The 18,820-nt window shown below is 65.3% G+C and carries 21 protein-coding genes; 8 read left to right on the top strand and 13 right to left on the bottom strand.

What is annotated here, in order from left to right; all coding sequences use genetic code 11:
* Window positions 1-77 precede the first annotated feature (77 nt).
* From pth to AC1DGP_RS05895, 7 genes are all read right to left on the bottom strand, one after another.
* Window positions 78-692 (bottom strand): aminoacyl-tRNA hydrolase, encoded by a 615-nt coding sequence (pth, locus tag AC1DGP_RS05925; protein ID WP_476775206.1) that lies wholly within the window; start codon window positions 690-692, stop codon window positions 78-80.
* Window positions 693-812: 120 nt separating this feature from the next.
* Window positions 813-1,433, bottom strand: coding sequence for a 50S ribosomal protein L25/general stress protein Ctc (locus tag AC1DGP_RS05920; RefSeq protein ID WP_441505181.1), 621 nt, complete (start codon window positions 1,431-1,433; stop codon window positions 813-815).
* A gap of 151 nt (window positions 1,434-1,584) precedes the next feature.
* Window positions 1,585-2,148, bottom strand: a complete 564-nt coding sequence (locus AC1DGP_RS05915) for a VUT family protein (protein ID WP_441489508.1) — start codon at window positions 2,146-2,148, stop codon at window positions 1,585-1,587.
* Window positions 2,138-2,881 (bottom strand): 7-cyano-7-deazaguanine synthase QueC, encoded by a 744-nt coding sequence (queC, locus tag AC1DGP_RS05910; RefSeq protein ID WP_441505182.1) that lies wholly within the window; start codon window positions 2,879-2,881, stop codon window positions 2,138-2,140. The genes AC1DGP_RS05915 and queC overlap by 11 nt, the downstream gene beginning before the upstream one ends.
* Before the next feature lie 13 nt (window positions 2,882-2,894).
* Window positions 2,895-3,839: a ribose-phosphate pyrophosphokinase gene (locus AC1DGP_RS05905; protein ID WP_069882563.1), complete on the bottom strand. Its 945-nt coding sequence runs from the start codon at window positions 3,837-3,839 to the stop codon at window positions 2,895-2,897.
* Between the two features lie 157 nt (window positions 3,840-3,996).
* Window positions 3,997-4,557, bottom strand: coding sequence for a hypothetical protein (locus AC1DGP_RS05900; RefSeq protein WP_441505183.1), 561 nt, complete (start codon window positions 4,555-4,557; stop codon window positions 3,997-3,999).
* 60 nt (window positions 4,558-4,617) lie between these two features.
* Window positions 4,618-5,769 carry a M24 family metallopeptidase gene (locus AC1DGP_RS05895; protein WP_476775253.1) on the bottom strand — a complete coding sequence of 384 codons (1,152 nt, stop codon included), beginning with the start codon at window positions 5,767-5,769 and terminating at the stop codon, window positions 4,618-4,620.
* 160 nt (window positions 5,770-5,929) lie between these two features.
* Between AC1DGP_RS05895 and AC1DGP_RS05890 the strand changes: the two genes are divergently transcribed.
* From AC1DGP_RS05890 to AC1DGP_RS05865, 6 genes are all read left to right on the top strand, one after another.
* A complete protein-coding gene (locus AC1DGP_RS05890) occupies window positions 5,930-6,184 on the top strand; it encodes an accessory factor UbiK family protein (RefSeq protein WP_441489504.1) in 255 nt (84 codons plus the stop codon).
* A 283-nt stretch (window positions 6,185-6,467) separates the two neighbouring features.
* A complete protein-coding gene (locus AC1DGP_RS05885) occupies window positions 6,468-6,974 on the top strand; it encodes a type III secretion system chaperone family protein (protein WP_043232643.1) in 507 nt (168 codons plus the stop codon).
* A 115-nt stretch (window positions 6,975-7,089) separates the two neighbouring features.
* Window positions 7,090-7,911, top strand: a complete 822-nt coding sequence (proC, locus tag AC1DGP_RS05880) for a pyrroline-5-carboxylate reductase (RefSeq protein ID WP_441505185.1) — start codon at window positions 7,090-7,092, stop codon at window positions 7,909-7,911.
* 144 nt (window positions 7,912-8,055) lie between these two features.
* Window positions 8,056-8,727 (top strand): TetR/AcrR family transcriptional regulator, encoded by a 672-nt coding sequence (locus AC1DGP_RS05875; RefSeq protein WP_441505186.1) that lies wholly within the window; start codon window positions 8,056-8,058, stop codon window positions 8,725-8,727.
* Window positions 8,728-8,831: 104 nt separating this feature from the next.
* Complete coding sequence (locus AC1DGP_RS05870) at window positions 8,832-10,811, top strand: methyl-accepting chemotaxis protein (RefSeq protein WP_441505187.1); 1,980 nt, start codon at window positions 8,832-8,834, stop codon at window positions 10,809-10,811.
* Window positions 10,808-11,167: a tRNA-binding protein gene (locus AC1DGP_RS05865; protein ID WP_441505188.1), complete on the top strand. Its 360-nt coding sequence runs from the start codon at window positions 10,808-10,810 to the stop codon at window positions 11,165-11,167. The genes AC1DGP_RS05870 and AC1DGP_RS05865 overlap by 4 nt, the downstream gene beginning before the upstream one ends.
* Before the next feature lie 7 nt (window positions 11,168-11,174).
* Here AC1DGP_RS05865 and AC1DGP_RS05860 read toward each other — a convergent pair whose 3' ends face one another.
* Both AC1DGP_RS05860 and AC1DGP_RS05855 read right to left on the bottom strand, forming a co-directional pair.
* A complete protein-coding gene (locus AC1DGP_RS05860; RefSeq protein WP_476775203.1) occupies window positions 11,175-12,107 on the bottom strand; it encodes a pyridoxamine 5'-phosphate oxidase family protein in 933 nt (310 codons plus the stop codon).
* 6 nt (window positions 12,108-12,113) lie between these two features.
* A complete protein-coding gene (locus AC1DGP_RS05855; RefSeq protein ID WP_476831823.1) occupies window positions 12,114-12,737 on the bottom strand; it encodes a glutathione S-transferase in 624 nt (207 codons plus the stop codon).
* 99 nt (window positions 12,738-12,836) lie between these two features.
* Here AC1DGP_RS05855 and AC1DGP_RS05850 point away from each other — a divergent pair, with 99 nt between their 5' ends.
* Window positions 12,837-13,745, top strand: coding sequence for a LysR family transcriptional regulator (locus AC1DGP_RS05850; RefSeq protein WP_476769485.1), 909 nt, complete (start codon window positions 12,837-12,839; stop codon window positions 13,743-13,745).
* A gap of 73 nt (window positions 13,746-13,818) precedes the next feature.
* Here the strand turns inward: AC1DGP_RS05850 and AC1DGP_RS05845 are convergent, their stop codons facing one another.
* From AC1DGP_RS05845 to AC1DGP_RS05835, 3 genes are all read right to left on the bottom strand, one after another.
* The gene (locus AC1DGP_RS05845) at window positions 13,819-15,165 is read right to left on the bottom strand and encodes an ATP-binding protein (RefSeq protein ID WP_441489652.1); all 1,347 of its coding nucleotides are present in this window, start codon (window positions 15,163-15,165) and stop codon (window positions 13,819-13,821) included.
* A 106-nt stretch (window positions 15,166-15,271) separates the two neighbouring features.
* On the bottom strand, window positions 15,272-16,000 hold the full coding sequence (locus tag AC1DGP_RS05840; protein WP_069879638.1) for a response regulator: 729 nt from the start codon (window positions 15,998-16,000) through the stop codon (window positions 15,272-15,274).
* Window positions 16,001-16,110: 110 nt separating this feature from the next.
* Window positions 16,111-16,629: a MarR family winged helix-turn-helix transcriptional regulator gene (locus tag AC1DGP_RS05835; RefSeq protein WP_069879639.1), complete on the bottom strand. Its 519-nt coding sequence runs from the start codon at window positions 16,627-16,629 to the stop codon at window positions 16,111-16,113.
* A gap of 172 nt (window positions 16,630-16,801) precedes the next feature.
* On the opposite strand from AC1DGP_RS05835, the gene AC1DGP_RS05830 reads away from it, so the two are divergent.
* Complete coding sequence (locus tag AC1DGP_RS05830; RefSeq protein ID WP_441505194.1) at window positions 16,802-17,689, top strand: branched-chain amino acid aminotransferase; 888 nt, start codon at window positions 16,802-16,804, stop codon at window positions 17,687-17,689.
* 40 nt (window positions 17,690-17,729) lie between these two features.
* Here AC1DGP_RS05830 and AC1DGP_RS05825 read toward each other — a convergent pair whose 3' ends face one another.
* Window positions 17,730-18,818, bottom strand: coding sequence for a DUF1176 domain-containing protein (locus tag AC1DGP_RS05825; protein ID WP_476775199.1), 1,089 nt, complete (start codon window positions 18,816-18,818; stop codon window positions 17,730-17,732).
* Between the last annotated feature and the right edge of the window lie 2 nt (window positions 18,819-18,820).

Raw genomic sequence — 18,820 nt, 5'->3', positions numbered from 1 at the left:
TTCGGGAAAGCCGATGCAAACACGGAAAGGCTCGTTCATCGGACCCGATACGAGATCGGGTCCGATGAACGAGCCTTTTAGTCCTCGGGTTTCTCGCCGAGGCGCTTCACCGCGGCATGGCCGCGCGCGTCCATGAAGAGATGCACCTTGTTCTGGAAGCCAGCATCATCGCCCGCGGCGAGCAGAGTGGCGTAATCGGCACAGGCCGTGCAGAGATCCTCGACCCAGGGCTGCTCAGCCTTGCCGAAATCGTTCAGCACATAGGCATGGACGAGGGCCTTGTCGCCGGGATGGCCGATTCCCATGCGGACGCGGCGGTAGTCGTTGCCGATCGCGGCCGTCATCGAACGCAGCCCGTTATGGCCGGCATTGCCGCCTCCGAGCTTCACGCGCAGCTTGGCCGGAGCGAGATCGAGTTCGTCATGGAAAGCGATCACGTCGGCGGGGGCGATCTTGAAGAAGCGAGCCGCCTCGCCGACAGCGCGGCCGGATTCGTTCATGTAGGTTTGCGGCTTGAGCAGGATGACCTTCTCGCTACCGATTGTCGCCTCGCAAGCCTCGCCCTGGAAGCGCGAGCGCCAGGGGGAGGCCTGGTATGTGCGGGCAATCGTCTCGACCGCCATGAAGCCGATATTGTGGCGGTTGCGGGCATAGCGCGCGCCGGGATTGCCGAGACCGGCAAAGATCAGCATGGCAGGTCACTCCGGCAGTCGGGAGGGGCTGGTGGTCCTGTGCCTCCCTCCAAAGCAAGACGGCCGGGAAACCCGGCCGTCCAAGTGGTCTCGCGAAGGCAGCGCCGAAGCGCGGCATCCTCAGGCCTTGGCGGCCTCGGTGCCTTCGGCTGCGCCCTCGGCAGCAGCATCCTCGATCACCGACGGCGCCAGGATCGTGACCAGCGTCAGGTTCTCGCGGGTGGTCAGGCTGACGCCTGCCGGCAGCTTGATGTCGTTGACATGGACAGACGTGCCAACGCCCAGGCCAGCAACGGAGACGTCGAGGGCCTCGGGGATGTTCTCAGGCGCGACGTCGATTTCGACGTTGTGCTCGACGATCTGCAGGGTGCCGCCGGACTTCAGGCCCGGGCAGGCCTCCTGATCGACGACGTGAACCGGAACCATGACCTTGATGGTCTGGCCGGCTGCGACGCGCAGGAAGTCGACGTGAATCGGGAAGTCCTTGACCGGGTCGAGCTGGTAGTCGCGCGGAATGACGCGCGTCTTCTTGCCGCCGACATTGATCTCGAAGATCGTGGTCAGGAAGTGGCCGCCATAGATCATCAGGCGGGTCTGGTTGGCGTTGAGCGCGATCGCCTGCGGGGCTTCGCCCGCACCATAGATCACGGCAGGAGTCTGGCCTTGACGACGAACTGCCCGGGCGGCCCCCTTGCCGACCTGGGTGCGCGCCGAAGCCTCGATTTGCTTCACGGCGGTCATGATGATGGTCCTCGTTTTCTTGATAAAGACACGGCCGCCCGATGGCGGCCGTCTTGGTCTCGCGCCCGTGCCTCCAAGGGTGTCAGTCGAGCGCGAGGAGGCTCATAGGCGAAAAAGCGGGAAAGCTCAACCCGGGGACGGGCGCTTCCGCTCAGGCGGCGACCAGTCCCAGCCGCTCGTCACGCCGGCGCAGCAGGTGCATCAGCGGCAGCGCCAGCAGCACCATCCAGGCCTTGCCGATGATCTGGCCCGACAGGAAGTCGAGGCTGCCGAAGGCGAGCCAGAGGAAGACGATGCTGTCGATGACGAGGCCGACAAGGCTGGATGCGATCACGGCCGTGACGAAGCGGCGGCGCTGCAGCGGCGTGTAGACGGCGAAGTCCGCGAGCTCCGACAGAAGGAAGGCCGCGACCGAGGCGACGACGATCGCCGGCGGAGCAAGAAAGCCGGAGATCGCGGCGCCGACGAAGATCGCGCCCAGCCCGACCTTGGCACCGAGGCGGCGCTGGACGATGTCGCGCAGCACGAGTGCGAGGCCAATCATCAGCACGCCGCTCGGCGCCTTGATGCCCGGCGCGACCGGCACGAGGCAAGGACCGTTCGGCACGCAGACCGTGCCGACATTGCCGAGCATCCAGTTCGCGGCGGGGATGGTGAGCGTGAAAAGGACGAGGGCGACCAGCCCTTCGGTCCAGCGCTGCTGATCAGGAGTCATAGGATGGTCCAGTGTCGTCCGGTGAACAGAGAAAGCCAGCATAGCCCTTCGCCCGCAGCTCGCAGGCGGGGCAGGTTCCGCAGCCATAGCCCCAGGAATGGCGTGTCGTCCGGTTGCCGAGATAGCAGCTATGGCTGTCCTCGACCACCAGATCGAGCAACGTCTCGCCGCCAAGCTCGCGGGCCAGCGCGAAGGTCTGCGCCTTGTCGCGCCACATCAGCGGCGTGTGCAGCACCAAGCGGCGATCGAGCCCGAGATTGAGAGCGACCTGCATCGCCTTGATCGTGTCATCGCGGCAATCGGGATAGCCGGAATAATCGGTCTCGCAGACGCCAAGCACGATGTGCCTGCAGTTACGGCGATAGGCCAGCGCCGCGGCGAAGGTCAGGAAAATCAGATTCCGTCCCGGCACGAAGGTCGTCGGCAACCCGGTATCGGCGAAGGCGATCTCGCTCTCTCGCGTCAGCGCCGTCTCGGAAATCGTGCCGAGCGCGGCGAGGTCGATGATGTGGTCCGGCCCGAGCCGCTCGGCATAGGCCGAGGCCAGGGTGGGCAGCTTATCGCGAATCGCGAGCCGACATTCCAGCTCGACGCGGTGGCGCTGGCCGTAATCGAAGCCGACTGTTTCGACCGAGCCGAAGCGTGCAAGGGCCCAGGCGAGCGTGACGGTCGAATCCTGCCCGCCCGAGAACAGGACGAGTGCGCGGCCTTCGCCGGTCGTGGCAGCCGTCATCATACCATCCCGTTCAGTCGAACAGGCTGGAGACGCTCGATTCGCTCGCGGTGCGCTCGATCGCCTCGCCCATCAGGTTGGCAATGGAAATGACGCGGATGTTGCGCGCCACCTTCACTGCCTCGGTCGGCATGATCGAATCGGTGATCACCAACTCCTTGAGCTTGGAATTGGCGATGCGTGCGACTGCGCCGCCCGACAGCACGCCATGGGTGATGTAGGCGTAGACTTCCCTGGCGCCTTCCGCGAGCAGCGCTTCGGCGGCGTTGCAGAGCGTTCCGCCGGAATCGACGATATCGTCAAGCAGGATGCAGGAGCGGCCCTCGACCGAGCCGATGATGTTCATCACCTCGGATTCGCCCGGCCGGTCGCGGCGCTTGTCGACGATGGCGAGCGGAGCGTCGATGCGCTTGGCCAGTGCACGGGCACGGACCACGCCACCGACGTCCGGTGAAACGACCATGGCGTTCTTGTAGTCGAGCCGTTCCTTGATATCGCGGGCCATCAATGGCGCGCCGAACAGGTTGTCGGTCGGGATGTCGAAGAAGCCCTGGATCTGTCCGGCATGGAGATCGAGCGTCAGAACGCGGTCGACGCCGGCATGGGTGATGAGATTGGCGACGAGCTTGGCCGAGATCGGCGTACGGCCCGAGGCACGGCGATCCTGCCGGGCATAACCGAAATAGGGGATCACCGCGGTGATGCGCCGTGCCGAGGAACGGCGCAGGGCATCCGTGATGATCAACAGCTCCATCAGGTGGTCATTGGTGGGGAAGGAGGTCGATTGGATGACGAAGACGTCCTGCCCGCGAACATTTTCCTGGATCTCGACGAAGACCTCCATGTCGGCGAAACGCCGGACCTGGGCCTTGGCAAGGGGGATTTCGAGGGAGGCACAAATCGCTTCGGCGAGCGGCCGGTTGGAGTTTCCGGCGACGACTTTGAACGAAGAGGGCATGCCGTGGCGCACCGTGAGGACTGGCGGGGGCGGGAGTCGTGAGACCGGCTGAATTCGCAGCGCTCATAACAGCGCCATGACAATGAGTCGACCGCTGCACTGCAAAAACAGTGCGCGAATCACGCCTCACCCCACTGCGTTCAGCGGGATGCCTCGCTCAGGAGCGCTTGCCGCTGGTCGCAGCAGCCGTCTTGGTTTTCGCCTTGTCCTTATCCTTGGCGCCGTCCGCGGCAGGTTTGTCCGGCACCGGAGCGGTCACGAGGAAACTCGCGATCGCGTCCATCGAATCCGATGCTGCCTTGGCGACGATGGTCTGGTCGATGCTCGACCAGGGATCGCCGCCGCCGCCGCGCCTGCCGAGGCTCTCGCCCTGCACGCGCTGGGCGCGCTTCTTGCTCTCGTCATAGACGTCCCAGACGAAGGCCAGCGCAGTCTGGCCGTCCTCTGTCGGCTGGGCGGTCAAATAGCCGCGAACCCGGAAGCGCGCGGGTGCGTTGCCGGCGACGATCTCCATCTTGCGTTCCGCCGCCGCCTCGCCGAGCAGGCTCGCAAAATTCGTGGTGACCTGGTCGGGCGCACCGGAGATGCTCTGGACCGAGACCGGGACGCCGGGCGCATCGACGCGCGGACGCGCGGCCGTGCTGGTGGTTTCCTGGCAGCCTGCGAGCGCAAGCGCGAGAGCTGGCCCCAGAACGGGGCCACTTAAACGACTAAACATGACGCCTCCCGCTTTTTGCGTACGGGTTTGCTGAGGATTCCCTGCGTGACTCTTGTAGGGTCAACGGATCGCGAGGTCCAGATCGGGCAAGTTCAGGTTTTCTGCGCCTTTATCGCCGACGAGATAGGTGCGGCCGAGGCACATCGCGGTCTCGCTCGCCGAATCCATCAGAATCATATGGGCGAACATCACCATGCCCGGAACGATCGGCCAGTCGCTGCTCTCGTAGAACATCGGCCAGTCCATCCAGCTCGGCGTGAACTTTGCGCCAAGCGAGTACCCGCAGGCATTGAGTCGGTGGCTGGAAAGACCGTGTTCGTCGAAGACCCGGGCATGGGCGGAGAAGACATCGCCTGCAGTCCGCCCCGGCTTCAGTTCAGCCTCGCAGGCGAGGAGCGCCGCCTTGGCGGCTTCATGATAGCTGATATGCAGCGGGCGGGGCTCCCCGACCACGACGGTTCGCATGATCGCAGCATGGTAGTGTCTGTCGACGCCCGCGAATTCGAGCGTGATCTGATCCTGCGCGTCGAGCGTCCGGCGGCCCGACTTGTAGCGGCAAAGCAGGGCGTCGCGGCCGGAGCCGATGATGAACTCGTTGGCCGGATAGTCGCCGCCACCCGCGAAGATCGCATTGTGCTGTGCGGCCAGGATCTCGCCCTCGTCGGCGCCGGCCCGGATCAGGTCGAGCGCCGCCCTGTCGGCGGCGTCCGAGAGAGCGGCCGCGCGCCGGACACAGGCAATCTCTGCCGCCGATTTCACGGCGCGCAGCCGTGTCACGATCGTCGAGCTATCGACGAGAACGCTGATATCCGTGAAGGCTGCTTCCAGCTTGCGGCCGTTTGCCGCGACAAGGCCGTAGGATTCAAACTCCACGCCGATGCGCTTGCCGGCCAGGCCGAGATCCTGTGCCAGCATGAGCAGGTCACGCGCAGGATTCGCGTCGCGGCCATCCTTCCAGATGCGGATATCGGCCAGATTCGAGGTGTGCTCGGCCTGGCGCAAATCGGCAGAGCGGGTCAGCAACGCCATGCTGCCATCGGCCTTCACCACCAGGCACTGGAAGAAGCAGAAGCCGAAGGTGTCATACCCGGTCAGCCAGAACATCGATTCCTGCTGGAACAGGAAGAGCGCATCGAGCCGATCGGCTTGCATGGCTAAGAGCAGGGCATCGCGCCGGCGTGCGAATTCGGCGGGAGAGAAGTGCAGGGCCATGGCTCGCGAATCCCCCGTGCTGACGTGGTCCTCATGTTTAGGCCGGGCTCGCTCGGGCTCAAAGGACGTGGACGATGTGCCGCTGCGATTGCGGGCGAGGCCTTCGTCGCCCATATCAGGCGTGCTATGGAGCGCCGGCATCCGGCCCTGGAGATTGATGATGGCCACGACCTCGAACCGTATACTCGACGATCTCGCTCGTCTGGTCACCGACGCCGCGGGAGCCGCCCAGGGTGTGCGCCGTGAGGTCGAGACGGTCGCCCGCACGCAGATCGACCGCCTCCTGCGCGAGATGGACGTCGTGACACGCGAGGAGTTCGAAGCCGTGCGCGAGATGGCGGTTCTGGCCCGTGAAGAGAATGACAAGCTCGCCGCACGGCTGGCTGCACTCGAGGCTGGGCGCGACAAGGGCTGAGCCGGCCCGTGTTCCGGCTGTGGACAGCAGCCGGCAGGGATTGAGCCCAACCCCCGAATCCGCCGAGCCTGCATCAGGTGTTGGGAGCGTCGTCGCGCCTGCGCTATCGTCGAAGGAGAGGTGATTCGCCGATCGTATCCACTTGGGGTGCGTTTGGCGGTCAGGAGGCCATGTAGCGGCTTCCGCAGTCTTGTTGCGTCCCGCGCTTCCCCGTCGCCGTGTTCCCGTTCTCGAACGAGCTGGACCCGCATTCCCGCGGGGAGCTGGCAGTTGGACCCTGGGCATGATGGACCTTGACCTGGACGCAGAAGCCGAACGGCCTGCCAATCCTCTCGACCTGATCGAGCGCCTCGCCGCACTCAATAACTGGACGTTCGACCGCGACAGCGATGACGAGCTCTCCGTCTCCGTCACCGGAGGCTGGTCGGACTATCATGTCGCGATCACCTGGCTCTCCGAAGTGGAGGCGCTCCACATCGCCTGTGCCTTCGATCTCAAGGTGCCGGAGCGGCGGCGCGGCGAGGTGTTGCAACTTGTCAGCCTCGTCAACGAGCAGCTCTGGCTCGGCCATTTCGACCTCTGGAGCTCGGAGAACGTGGTGATGTACCGCCACGCGCTCCTGCTTTCGGGCGGTGCGGAGCCGACCGACGAGCAGGCCGCCGCCCTGATCAAATCGGCGATCGACGCCTGCGAGCGCTATTTCCAGGCCTTCCACTTCGTGGTCTGGGCCGGCAAGAGCGCGCGTGAGGGGCTCGAGGGGGCGATGCTCGAAACCGTCGGGGAAGCCTGAGACCCTGGTTTCGTCATGCCCGGGCTTGACCCGGACATCCGTTGCCGCTTCTGGTCGTGCGATGCCCGGTTCCGGGCTGCGCAAGACGTCACATATCGTTCCTCGTGAGGCCTCCATGTCCCGTTCCTTGCCGCAAACCCTTGTCCTCATTGGTGCGGGCAAGATGGGAGGCGCCATGCTCGAGGGCTGGCTGCGCATCGGCATGGATCCGACCGGGATCACGCTGATCGACCCCAAACCCTCGGACGAGATCGCGACGCTGGCGGCCGAGAAGGGCATAGCCCTCAACCCTGAGTCGCGCGCGGTGCCGCCGACCGAGGTTCTCGTGCTCGCGACAAAGCCGCAGATGCTCGATACGGCAGCGCCCTCGGTCCAGGCGTTCATCCAGCCGCAGACCCTGCTGATTTCCATTCTGGCCGGCAAGACGCTCGGCGATCTCTCGGCGCGCCTGCCCAATGCCACGGCGATCATTCGCGCGATGCCGAACCTGCCGGCTTCCGTACAGCGCGGCGTCACTGCGGCTGCCGCCGGACGGGGCGTCAGTGCTGATCAACGGGCGATGGCGGATGCGCTGCTCGGCAGCATCGGAAAGGTCGAATGGCTCGCGACCGAAGATCTGATCGACGCGGTCACGGCCGTTTCGGGCTCCGGTCCCGCCTATGTCTTCCATCTCGTCGAGTGCCTGGCGGCGGCTGGCGTCGCAGCGGGACTTCCGGCCGAGACGGCCGAGCGCCTGGCGCGGGGCACCATCGAAGGAGCAGGGGAGATGCTCTATCAATCGCCGCTGTCGCCGGCGACCTTGCGCCAGAACGTGACCTCGCCTGCCGGAACGACGGCGGCAGCACTCGAAGTGCTGATGGCCGATAACGGACTTGCGCCGCTGATGCGCCGCGCCGTGGCTGCCGCGAAACGTCGCGCCGAAGAGCTTTCCGGCTGAACGGCCTTTCCTCGGCCGTGATCCAGACCTACCTTTCCGTCATCGCTTTGCGAATGGAGAGGTCCGATGGCCCGCAAACCTGCTTCCCCCAAAGCTGAAAAGCCTGCTGCAGGCGCGCCGCCCGCCGACTCGCGGAAGGCGGTGGTGGACGCGCTTTTCAATCTTGCGGCCGCGCGGCCGTGGGACGAGATCGAGCTTGGCGATATCGCTGGCGAGGCCGGCGTCTCGCTTGCGACATTGCGCAACCTGTTTCCGTCCAAGCTCGCCATTCTCGGCGGGCTGACCCGTATCGTCGACGATGCGGTGCTCGCCGGCCAGTCCGATGACCTCGCAGACGAATCCTACCGCGAGCGGATGTTCGACCTGGTCATGCGCCGCCTCGATGCTCTTGCCCCTTACAAGGCCGGCCTGCGGCGCGTGATGCCGGCGCTGCGGCGCGATCCCCTGGCTCTCGCGGCTCTCAATCGCGGTGCGGTCAATTCCTGGCGCTACATGCTCGCCTCGGCGGGGATCCCGACGGAGGACGCGCTGGGAGGGGTGCGCGTGCAGGGCGCGGTGCTGCTGATGGCACGTGTCGCCGATGTCTGGCTCGACGATGACGAGCCCGAACTCTCCCGGACCATGGCCCGTCTCGATCGCGAACTGAAGACTGCGAGCTGGGTGATGTCGCGGGCCGAGGATATCCATCGGCTCACGGCTCCGTTGCGCGGACTCGCCCGTGCCTTCTGCGGAGCCCGTCCGCGGGTTCGCCGCCGGGAGCGTGGCGAGGATGGCCGCCGGGGCGAGGATAACGAGGATTTCGCTCCGGCCATCTAGCATCGCCGCGCGCCAGCAAAATGAGGCGAAAACGGGGCAGAATTAACAAGGCCTTAGTTGTTGCCCGGGGAGTGTGAAGAATCACACCTCGCGAGGCTTACTCGATGCCGTTTCTGAAGAAGCTTGCTGCCTTGTCCATCGGCCGTTCGTTCGGTCTCATCGCCATTCTCGCGGCCGTCCTCGCCATCGGTGGGGTGAGCTTCACGCTCGTCCAGGCCCGCAGCGAGATGATCGCCCTCAAGCGCGCCGAGATGAAGAACGCCGTCGAGGCGGCTGCATCGACGGTCAACAGCTATCTGGCGCGGGCTGATAAGGGTGAACTGAAGGAAGCCGAGGCGAAGAAGATGGCGCTCGATGCCATTTCCGCAGCGCGCTTCGACAACGGAAACTACTATTTCGTCGTCAATTTCGACGGCATCAGCGTTCTGCATGCCAATAAGAAGATCGAGACGACGGACATGATGCCGTTGAAGGATGCGACCGGAAAGTTCTTCGTCAAGGAGATGGTCGAACTCGCCAAGGCAAAGGGCACCGGATTTCTTGACTATTTCTGGCTGAGGACGGGCGACAAGGAGCCTTCTCTCAAGATTTCCTATGTCGTCTCCGTTCCGAAATGGAACTGGGTCGTCGGTTCCGGGCTGCATGTCGACGATGTCGACGCGGCCTTCCGTGGCATGATGCTCGACGTGGCCAAGGTCCTGGTTCCGCTTGGTCTGCTCATGCTTGGTCTGGTCGTGTTCCTGAGCCGCCGCTCGTCGAGCATGCTGACCTCGCTCGCGGATACGATGAACGAACTTGCGACCGGCAAGCTGCAAAACCCGATCGCGCATCAGGAGCGTGGAGACGAGATCGGCAGCATGGCGCGTGCTCTCGTCGTCTTCCGCGATGCGGCTCTGGCGAAGGAGGAGATCGAGGCCGACAAGCAGCGCGTCGAGGCGCAGGCGAGCGCGCATCGCGATGCCGCCGACCTGGATCGTCGCCGCAACGAAACCGAGCGGGCCCAGAGTTCCGCCCAGCAGGAAACGGTTGTCCGTGCGCTCGGGGCGGGTCTTGAACATCTCGCCGAGGGGGACCTGACCTACCGGATCGCGGATGTCTTTGCCGCCGACTACGTCAAGCTCAAGGACGACTTCAATGGCGCGATCGCCCGGCTGCAGGAGACGATGCGCCAGATTGCGACCAACACCGAAAGCATGAAGGCAGGCTCGGGCGAGATCAGCCAGGCGGCCGATGACCTCGCCAGCCGGACCGAGCAGCAGGCCTCATCGGTGGAGGAGACGGCAACCGCGCTCGACGAACTCACCGCCACCGTACGGCAGACCGCCGAAAGTGCGCGCCTCGCAAGCCAGGCGACCACTCAGGTCAAGACGGAGGCCGAGCAGTCGACCCAGATCGTGCGCGACGCAGTGTCGGCCATGGGCGGCATCGAGAAGTCTGCGGACGAGATCTCGCAGATCGTGGGTGTCATCGACGAGATTGCCTTCCAGACCAATCTGCTGGCACTGAATGCCAGCGTCGAGGCGGCGCGCGCGGGCGATGCCGGCAAGGGTTTTGCCGTCGTCGCGTCCGAGGTCCGGGCACTGGCGCAGCGTTCTGCCGAAGCGGCCAAGGAGATCAAGGGACTGATCACCGCTTCGACCGTCGAGGTCGACAAGGGCGTCGCACTGGTCGGCCAGACCGGCAATGCCCTGCAGCGGATGGCCGGCGAGATCACCCGCGTCACCGCGCTGGTTGCCGAGATTGCGTCGGCAGCCCAGGAGCAGGCTGCTGGACTCCAGGAGGTCAACAGCGCCGTCAACGAGATGGACCAGGCGACGCAGCAGAATGCCGCCATGGCGGAAGAGTCGACGGCCGCGGCGCATGCGCTGTCGCAGGAGGCTGATCGCCTCGCGGCTCAGGTCGCGCGCTTCAGGCTTGGCGGAGACGTTGCCGGCTTGCAGGATATGGCACGCAAGATGGCGAGCGTCGTCCCGCCCGCTCCTCGCGCAGCCGCCCCGAGCCGCAAGCCTGCCGCCCAGCACAGGGCGGCGCCCGTCCGCAAACTCGAGCCGAGCGCACATGATCGCGCCTGGGAGGAATTTTGAGTACGACGTCCGAACCGCCGGAGACGATCAGCTTCGACGATTTCCTCAAGGTCGACATTCGTGTCGGCACCATCGTCGAGGCACTGCCCTATCCCGAGGCACGCAAGCCGGCGTTCAAGCTGGTGATCGATTTCGGCGGTGAGATTGGTCTCAAGAAATCGTCGGCGCAGATCACCACGCACTATCGCTGCGAGGATCTTCCGGGCCGGCAGGTCCTCGCGGTGGTCAATTTCCCGCCGCGCCAGATCGGAAAATTCATGTCAGAGGTCCTGACGCTCGGCATGCCTGACGGTAACGGCGAGGTGGTGCTGATCGGGCCCAGCCTCGCTGTCCCTAATGGTGGCCGGCTCTTCTGACGAGGGCTCAGGCAGCGGATCGGTCTCGCTGCCACGTCCCGGTTTCCAGTGTGGTCGGCGCCGGTTCGGCTGCCGACCAGTTGAAGGGCAGTGCGCGCTTGCGCCGCCAGGCGCGTGCGATGCGAAAGCGCCAGAGCCGCTGCGAGCCGCTTAAGGTTCCGAGCTCCGGGCCGCTCCAGACGATCTCCGTTTCGCCCTGAAGCTGAATGATGTCGCCCATCGCGAAGTCGGGAATGAGCAGCGCGGCGCGCGGCTCCAGCAGCAGATTGCCGAGTGTGTTGAAGTAGCTGTTGCCGGTGAAATCCGGGATCGTCAGGACGTCGCCGTCGATCCGGACAAAGCCCGGCCGGCCGCCGCGATGCGAAATGTCGACACTCGTGGCTGATCCGCCCTGCGGCCCGGACGAACTGGCGATGAACAGGGTATCCACGGCTCCGATCACGGTCCGGGCAGCCGCGTCCAAACGGGTCAGTGGCTCCGCCACCTCCGGCGAGCGGGCAATAGCTGTCGGGACGCGGGTCTGGATGTACTTCGCACAGTTCCCGAAGCTCTGTGAGACCTCGAACGACAGACCGTCGGGATCGCGTGCGGCAATGATGCCGTTGGCGCGGTTACGTCGCCTCGTCGTGAAGTCGAGGCCAAGCAGACCGACGGGACGGTCCGTTTCCAGCGCTGCGGCCGCCGGATCGGCTGCCGAGGGCAGCGCAGCGATGCGCAGGCGGGTTGGTGCGGGGCTTTGCACGAAGCCGGCTTCTCCGCTCAGCACGGTTGCGATCGGCCAGCCATCGCGACCGAGCCCGCCGATGAAGAGATAGGGCAGGAGCGGGAAGAAGGTCCTGTGCTGATCCGGCATGAGGCTGCGGATGCCGGCTCCGCGCGAGAACTGGCCTGCGCGGGCCTGCGCTTCGCGTTCACCTCGATGGAAGGGGGACACGTCCATGGCGCATCATCCCTTGGCGGGAAGCGGGGAGGGCGGAATCGGCTTGAAGAAGGGCAGAGCCTCGATCCGCGCGGTCCAGGCTCTCACTGCCGGGTAGGGCTCGAGCGAGATGCCGCCTTCCGGAGCGTGCGCCACATATGAATAGCAGGCAAGGTCGGCCAGTGTCGGCTGTTCCGCCGCGAGGAAGGCGCGCTCCGCCAGGTGACTTTCCATGAAGGTGAGCAGCCGCGAGGAGATCTGTTCGGCGCGGGCGGCATCGTCCTTCAGTCCAAACTGGGTGATCAATCGCGCAGTCGAGGGACCATGCATGACCTCTCCGGCGGCGATCGAGAGCCAGCGCTGGACCTGGGCCGCGGCGAGCGGCTCGCTTGGCAGCCAGGCGCTGTCCGGAGCATAGCGCTTCACCAGATAGACCATGATCGCGTTGCTGTCGGCCAGCGTCAGCGCCCCGTCCTGAAGCACCGGGATCTGGCCGAGCGGATTGAGCGCGAGAAAGGCTTCGCTCCTGCGCACATCAGCCGGAGCCGAAGCGAAGCGATAATCGAGTCCGAGAGCCAGCAGCAGCAGCTCGACGCGATGGCCATGGCCAGAGAGCGGCGTGCTGTGAAGGGTGATGCCGGTTTGTGACATGGGGTGACCTCCCGAGATGAGGTCGCAGTCTGTTTGTTTCAGTTCCTGAGCGAAACACGCTATCTTTGAAAGTCAGAATTCCATGGATAGGAACATTGATTGGACCGCCTCGACGAATTGGCGATCTTCGTCGCCATCCTTGATACCGGCAGCCTCGCGGGTGCGGGCCGGCAGCTGCGCCGTTCGCGCCCGGCGGTGACGCGGGCTCTTGCCGGGCTCGAGGAACGCGTCGGCGCACGCTTGATTGCCCGTACCACGCGCCAACTCACTCCGACGGATGCCGGGCGTGCGCTCGCGACCTCCGCGAGGCGGATGCTGGCCGACTACGAGGCGTCGATGTCGGGTGTCTCCGCGGCCCCGGTTCGTGGCCTGCTGCGCGTCACTGCCCCGTTGGCCTTCGGCCGGCGCCATGTCACGCCCTTGGTGACGGAGTTCCTGGACCTGCATCCCGAGGTACAGGTCGAGCTCGTTCTGGCCGACCGCAATCTCGACATGATCGATGAAGGGCTCGACGTCGCAATCCGGATCGGTCCATTGCCGGATTCGCGGCTGGTCATACGCAAAGTCGGCGAGGTCAGACGCCTCCTGGTCGCGGCTCCATCCTATCTCGCAAGCCGTGGCATGCCGTCGCGCCCCTCGGACCTGCTGCAGCATGACACCATTGCCAGCGTGGCAGCAGGGCAGGGCATGCTCTGGCGTTTTGGCGGATCGGCACGCGGGTCGAGCGTGGCCGTCGCGCCCCGGTTCATCGTCAACGAGATTGAATCGGGCCTGATTGCGGCCCGCGCCGGTCGCGGGCTGGCACGGCCGCTGTCCTACCAGGTGGCAGACGACATTGCCGCGGGAACATTGGTGCGGCTGCTGCGCGATTTCGAGCCGGCCCCGCTGCCTGTGCATCTCGTTGTTCCGAGCGGGCAGCATCTGGCGGCGAAGGTAAGGGCCTTCCTTGATCAGGCGGCCGCGTATTTCCAGCGCCTCGGCGCGATCCGGCCCGAAGGCGTGTCGTGAGGTCCAGCAAAGCCCGCGATGGCCGAGACGACAGCGCTTCCCCGCGGGTCCGCGGGGCGTGATGTCGCGCAGATCAGACCGGAAGTCGGACGGTGGCGCGCAGGCCGCCCAGCGGCGAGTCCGCCAGGATGATGTCGCCGCCATGGGCCCGGGCGATGTCTCGGGCAATGGCAAGACCGAGGCCTGTGCCGCCGCTGTCGACATTGCGGGCCTCATCCAGCCGGAAGAACGGACGGAAAACATCCTCCCGCAAGCCGGCGGGGATGCCTGGGCCGTCATCGTCGATCATCACGATCAGATAGCGGGCGTCGTGGGTAGCACGAATGGCGATGCGATCGCCGAAGCGCGCTGCGTTGGAGACGAGATTCGTCAGCAGGCGGCGGATCGCGTCCGGTCGAATCACGACCAGCGGGTCGCCGACGACTTCGAGCTCGGTCTGATGGCCTTGCCGTTCGGCATTGACCTTCAGATCTTCCAGAAGGGCGCGGATATCGGTCTCGACCGCAGCCTCGCCGACGTCGCCGCGGGCGAAGGCGAGATAGTCCTCGAGCATACGGCTCATCTCGTCGACATCCTTCTCCAGCGCGTCGATCTCCGAGGAGCGTTCGAGAAGTGCGAGTGAAAGCTTGAAGCGAGTCAGGATCGTGCGCAGGTCGTGGCTGACGCCGTTGAGCATGGTCGTGCGCTCGCCGACCGAGCGTTCCACGCGGCGCTTCATTTCTATGAAGGCGTTGCCGGCACGCCGGACCTCGCGCGCGCCGCGCGGCCGGAAATCGGAGTCGCGTCCCTTGCCAAATGCCTCCGCAGCGTCGGCCAGGCGCAGGATCGGCCTGATCTGGTTACGCAGGAACAGCACGGCGATGGTCAGCAGGATCAGCGATGTGCCGATCATCCAGATCAGGAAGATATGGCTGTTCGAGGCATAGGCCTGACTGCGCCGCGTCAGTACCCGCATCACGTTCGGCCCGAGCTTCACCCTGATCTCGATCAGGCTGGAGCGGCCGACCGTATCGAGCCAGAAGGGCCGTGCGACCTGCTGGCTCAGTTCCGTCGAGAGCGCACTGTCGAGCAGCGAGAAGAACGGGCGGGGGCCCGGTGGCGGCAGATCGGCGTCCGGGATGATGTCGACATCCAGGCCGAGGCGCTCCAGTGCGATGCGACTGAGCACGCTTGCCTGCGCATCCTGCGGATAGCTCTCATAGACGTCAATCAGCGCCGCGATGTCGGCCGAGACGGCCGAGGACAGGCGTTGCGTCACCGTCTGCCAGTGCCGCTCCATGAAGACATAGGCGATGACCGACTGCAGCAGCACGACCGGCGCAATGACGATGACGAGGGCGCGCGGATAGAGGCCCTTCGGCATGTAGCGACCGATCATCCGCAGCGGCCGGCCGCCGAGCTTGAGCACGGGCCTGAGCATGCGTGCGAGCCCGACCCGCACATGTCCCATCGCGGCCCCGACCCGCCGAAGGCCGAGGCCGACTGCCTGAGCCAAGCGCATGCCACGCGCGCCGACTTGCATCGATTCAGCCCCGATCCGTGACCAGCCGGTAGCCGACACCCCGAACGGTCTGGAGATAGAGCGGGTCTGCCGGGTCGCGCTCGATCTTGCGGCGCAGCCGGTTGATCTGGACGTCGATGGTGCGGTCATTGGCCGCCGAGCCCTGCGCCGCGAGCTGTTCGCGCGGGACATGCTCACCCGCGCGCTCGGCCAGGGCCGTCAGGATCTCGCGCTCGCGCTCGGTGAGCCGGATCGTTTCCTCGCCATGGCGCAATTCGCCGCGGGCGAGACCATAGATGAAGGGGCCGAAGCGGACGAAATCAGGGTGGCTGCCCGATTGCGGGGCATCCACGACGATGGTTCGCTTGAGGATGTTGCCAAGCCTCAGGATGAGCTCGCGCGGCTCGAAAGGCTTGGTGAGATAGTCATCGACGCCGATTTCCAGCCCATTGATGCGGTCGGCGCTGTCGGCACGCGCGGTCAGCATCAGGATCGGGGCGTTGGAACCTCCGCGGAAACGACGGGCAAAGTCGAAGCCGTTCTCGCCGGGCATCATGATGTCGAGCACGATGGCGTCGAACACGAGATGGGCAAGGCGCGAATCGGCCTCGGCCGCATTGGCGGCCGTGGTGACACGGTAGCCGTGATCGCCGAGAAAGCGCGCCAGCAGGTCGCGCAGGCGGCGGTCGTCGTCGACCACGAGGATATGCGGGGCCTCGTCTGGGACCGGCTTCAGGGCCTTGGCTGCGGTCATCGGGCTTGGTCCTCTTCGTAGCCGGAGCGCGATCCCCGCCGCCGGGAGACCAGGATCCCCCGGTTTGGCGACGGTGCCATGTCCGGCTTGGATGCTCTTCGCCGCGCAGCTCACACCGGCGTAGCGAGAAAGCCCAGTACCTTCTTGCGTTCGGCGGGATCGATCAACCCCGCGAGATAGCGCGCCACCTGCTCGCCTGCCTCGGGGCCGACGGCGCTGAGCGCCGCATTGATCCGTTTGCCCTGGAGACGCGCCAGCCTCACGGCCAGCTCCTTGCCGGTATCCGTCGGATAGAGGTTGCGCTGGCGCTTGTCCTGCGTGCCCATGCGGGACTCGACGAAGCCGGTCTCGACAAGCTCCTTCAGCACGCGGTTAAGGCTCTGCTTGGTGATCTGCAGGATGTCGAGCAGTTCGGCGATCGTCAGGCCCGGGCGCCTCTGCACGAAATGCAGCACGCGGTGATGCGCCCGGCCGAAGTCGTAATCCGCCAGGATGCGGTCGGGGTCGCTGACGAAATCGCGATAGGCGAAGAAGAAGAGCTCGATCAGGTCGTAGGGTACGTCCTCGGCGGGCGCGGGCCGGGGCGCATCGGTCGATCGGACTTGCGTGTCAGTCACGAGGCGCTCCATATTTTACGTCAGCCATGTTGACATATCTCAGACGGAAGATTACCGGTCAAGCATCCGGGGCGACTGATTATGTCGCTTTCGGTTGCTGCAGCGCAGTAATTGTTCAGTGCTTGCGCGCCCTACGCCCTTGTGGCCCAGTTCGGCGCATGAAGACTCGCAGAGGAGTTGCCCCATGTCTGTCATTCCTTTCGACCAGCGCGACGGCGTGATCTGGTTCGACGGCAAGCTCGTGCCGTGGAAGGACGCCAAGGTGCACGTACTGACCCACGGGTTGCATTACGGCTCCTGTGTCTTCGAGGGCGAACGCTCCTATGACGGCGTCATCTACAAGTGCACCGAGCATTCGCAGCGCTTCCACAAGTCGGCCGAGATCATGGATTTCGCGATCCCCTATTCGGTCGCCGAGATCGACGCAGCCAAATATCTCTGCCTCAAGGAGAACGGCCTCAAGGATGCCTATCTCCGCCCGGTCGCCTGGCGCGGCTCGGAGATGATGGCTGTGTCCGGCATGAACAACAGCATCCATACCGCGATCGCGGTCTGGGAGTGGCCGAGCATGTTCGACATGGCCCAGAAACTGAAGGGCGTGCGTCTCGACGTTGCCGATTATCGCCGTCCCGACCCGGCCTGCGCGCCGGTCCATGCCAAGGCTGCCGGACTCTACATGATCTGCTCGCTCTCCAAGCACAAGGCGGAGCGGGCCGGCTATGCCGACGCGATGATGCTCGACTGGGAAGGCAATGTCGCCGAATGCACCGGCGCCAATATCTTCTTCATAAGGGATGGCGTGGTTCACACCCCGACCGCCGACAGGTTCCTGAATGGCATTACCCGCCAGTCCGTGATCGATCTGTGCCGGGCACGCGGTTTCGAAGTGGTCGAGCGGCGCATCCGCCCGGAGGAGCTCGAGGGCTTCTCGGAATGCTTTATCACCGGCTCGGCCGCCGAGGTGACGCTGGTCTCCGAAATCGGGCCCTACAAGTTCATCACCGGCAATATGGGCAAGGTGATCATGGAAGATTATTCCGCTGCGGTGAGGCCAGCCTCCAAGGCAGCGTGAGCGATCGAACAAAGGCCCGGTCGAGAGACCGGGCCTTTTGCTATTTGGCGAGCTTCACGTCGCTTCGATAGAGCGTCGGCCAGTCCTCCGGATCCACGCCGCGGCATTCCGGCATCTCGCTCAAGGCGGTCAGAACGAAGCCCGAGCCGGTCCAGGCATAGTTGCCGGCACTGCCGCAATCCCCGATGCCGCGCGCCTTGCCGAAGAAGCCGACCTGTCCGGTCGCTGGGTCGAAGCTGGCATTGATCAGGAGATTGTCGCTGTTGGCGCCGGGCTGAGGGAAAGCGACCTTCCTGGCCTTCGCGACATCAGTGCCGGTCACGCTCCAGAAGCCGGTCGTGACATTGTAGGGGCCGCGCGAGCAGAGCAGGCCAACCAGCTTCGTGGAGGCGTCAAGCGACCAGACGCTGTCGGAATCCGAGTCCGCGTCGCCGCCGTCGTCGCAAAGGTCGGGGTCGCGCTGCTTGAGGTACTTGCGCAGCGCAACCACCATGGCGTTCGTCGCCTTGGCGTCGGGCGCAGGAAACCCGGCAGTCGCCCGCGCGGCGATTACAGGCAGGGCCGGCGCCGCAGGCACGGTTGTGGCCGGGCCCTTGCGGATCAGTGCACTCGTGCCGCCAAGCCTGCCCTGTTGTTCGTCGATCCAGAGCATGGCGGCGACCGAACCCGCGAGCGAGATGTCATAGCTCTTGCCGGCAAGTTTGGCCGTCAGCCGGGTCGCCTTTCGCGCTGCGGCGATGAGGGCCTCGGTATCGGCGTCGGACAGCAGAAGGGTTGCGCTGTCCTCACCGTCGCGACGGGCGGGCAGGCTCTTGCCTGCGGCGGGGAAGGGGGCGCCATCCAGAAGCAATTGTACGGAGAGCGGCGCCTTGAGCTGCTCGCCTCTGAGACGGAGGGAGAGCGAGGCTGCACCGGCCGGTCCGGCCGAGCGCTCGAGCTTCAGGAAGCCGATATCGCTCGCTGCTTCCGCGGGCAGCGACAAGGCCGTGCAGCCCTTGAGATTGTCGCATCCGGCGATCCAGTCACGGAAGGTCTTGATGCCGGTTTCGGCGGCTTGGGCGTGGCCCAGGCCGAGCAGAGTGGCTACGCCGACTGCGGAGATCAGCGGGCTCTTCTGTTGGCCAGACATTC

The organism is Allobosea sp. 05T433 (assembly GCF_056396065.1).
This window is presented reverse-complemented; position numbering and strand designations above follow the sequence as displayed.

Excerpts from the sequence above, each read along its gene's own strand:
- pth (WP_476775206.1), bottom strand. The coding sequence starts at position 692 with ATGCTGATCTTTGCCGGTCTCGGCAATCCCGGCGCGCGCTATGCCCGC.
- AC1DGP_RS05920 (WP_441505181.1), bottom strand. The coding sequence starts at position 1,433 with ATGACCGCCGTGAAGCAAATCGAGGCTTCGGCGCGCACCCAGGTCGGC.
- AC1DGP_RS05915 (WP_441489508.1), bottom strand. The coding sequence starts at position 2,148 with ATGACTCCTGATCAGCAGCGCTGGACCGAAGGGCTGGTCGCCCTCGTC.
- queC (WP_441505182.1), bottom strand. The coding sequence starts at position 2,881 with ATGACGGCTGCCACGACCGGCGAAGGCCGCGCACTCGTCCTGTTCTCG.
- AC1DGP_RS05905 (WP_069882563.1), bottom strand. The coding sequence starts at position 3,839 with ATGCCCTCTTCGTTCAAAGTCGTCGCCGGAAACTCCAACCGGCCGCTC.
- AC1DGP_RS05900 (WP_441505183.1), bottom strand. The coding sequence starts at position 4,557 with ATGTTTAGTCGTTTAAGTGGCCCCGTTCTGGGGCCAGCTCTCGCGCTT.
- AC1DGP_RS05895 (WP_476775253.1), bottom strand. The coding sequence starts at position 5,769 with ATGGCCCTGCACTTCTCTCCCGCCGAATTCGCACGCCGGCGCGATGCC.
- AC1DGP_RS05890 (WP_441489504.1), top strand. The coding sequence starts at position 5,930 with ATGGCCACGACCTCGAACCGTATACTCGACGATCTCGCTCGTCTGGTC.
- AC1DGP_RS05885 (WP_043232643.1), top strand. The coding sequence starts at position 6,468 with ATGATGGACCTTGACCTGGACGCAGAAGCCGAACGGCCTGCCAATCCT.
- proC (WP_441505185.1), top strand. The coding sequence starts at position 7,090 with ATGTCCCGTTCCTTGCCGCAAACCCTTGTCCTCATTGGTGCGGGCAAG.
- AC1DGP_RS05870 (WP_441505187.1), top strand. The coding sequence starts at position 8,832 with ATGCCGTTTCTGAAGAAGCTTGCTGCCTTGTCCATCGGCCGTTCGTTC.
- AC1DGP_RS05860 (WP_476775203.1), bottom strand. The coding sequence starts at position 12,107 with ATGGACGTGTCCCCCTTCCATCGAGGTGAACGCGAAGCGCAGGCCCGC.
- AC1DGP_RS05855 (WP_476831823.1), bottom strand. The coding sequence starts at position 12,737 with ATGTCACAAACCGGCATCACCCTTCACAGCACGCCGCTCTCTGGCCAT.
- AC1DGP_RS05845 (WP_441489652.1), bottom strand. The coding sequence starts at position 15,165 with ATGCTCAGGCCCGTGCTCAAGCTCGGCGGCCGGCCGCTGCGGATGATC.
- AC1DGP_RS05840 (WP_069879638.1), bottom strand. The coding sequence starts at position 16,000 with ATGACCGCAGCCAAGGCCCTGAAGCCGGTCCCAGACGAGGCCCCGCAT.
- AC1DGP_RS05835 (WP_069879639.1), bottom strand. The coding sequence starts at position 16,629 with ATGGAGCGCCTCGTGACTGACACGCAAGTCCGATCGACCGATGCGCCC.
- AC1DGP_RS05830 (WP_441505194.1), top strand. The coding sequence starts at position 16,802 with ATGTCTGTCATTCCTTTCGACCAGCGCGACGGCGTGATCTGGTTCGAC.
- AC1DGP_RS05825 (WP_476775199.1), bottom strand. The coding sequence starts at position 18,818 with ATGTCTGGCCAACAGAAGAGCCCGCTGATCTCCGCAGTCGGCGTAGCC.